A 645-nucleotide genomic window follows, 5' to 3' on the forward strand; every position below is an offset into this window, starting at 1 on the left:
CAGGTCGGGCGGCGCGCCGTCCATGATCGCGTCGAGGTCGGCGACGTAGAGGGTCGGCCCGGAGACCGCGTCGAGGAGGCCGCGGGCGACGTCGGCCGGCGCCGAGCCCTTTGCAAAGGGCGTCTCGATCGGGGCATAGCTGTGCCGTTCGCCGGCGCGCGCCCGCACCACCTGTCCGTGGCGCAGGTCGATCACCGGAATCACCGCGAACGAAGCCCGCGCGGTTTCGTCGCCCATCAATGAGATCGCCATTGGCCGCCGCGCTCCCCCACCCCGCCAGGACGATCGGATGGGATCTCGGCGGGGTGCACGTCAAGGCGGCGCTGGTCGAGGGCGGCGTCGTCCGCGCGGTGGTGCAGGCGCCGTGCCCGCTCTGGCGCGGGCTGCCGGCCCTCGACGACACCTTCGCCGGGTTGCCCGATTGGGCGCGGGGGGAGGCGGCGCACGCCGTCACGATGACCGGCGAGCTCACCGACTGCTTCGCCGACCGCACGGACGGCGTCGCGCAGCTCGCGGGCTGGGCGGCCGGGCACCTGTCCGGCGCGGTCGCGATCTATGCCGGGCGCGCGGGCTTCGTCGCAGCCGCCGAAGCGGAGGCCAACGCCGCCGCGATCGCCTCGGCGAACTGGCACGCCACCGCGGCCC

General features: G+C 75.3%; 2 pseudogenes. One reads left to right on the top strand and one right to left on the bottom strand.

What is annotated here, in order from left to right:
* Window positions 1-237 (bottom strand): annotated as a pseudogene (locus tag FV222_RS28475) (HisA/HisF-related TIM barrel protein); the annotation flags it as partial.
* A gap of 2 nt (window positions 238-239) precedes the next feature.
* On the opposite strand from FV222_RS28475, the pseudogene FV222_RS28480 reads away from it, so the two are divergent.
* Window positions 240-645 (top strand): annotated as a pseudogene (locus FV222_RS28480) (H4MPT-linked C1 transfer pathway protein); the annotation flags it as partial.

Source organism: Methylobacterium sp. WL103, from assembly GCF_008039885.1.
Lineage (GTDB): Bacteria > Pseudomonadota > Alphaproteobacteria > Rhizobiales > Beijerinckiaceae > Methylobacterium > Methylobacterium cerastii.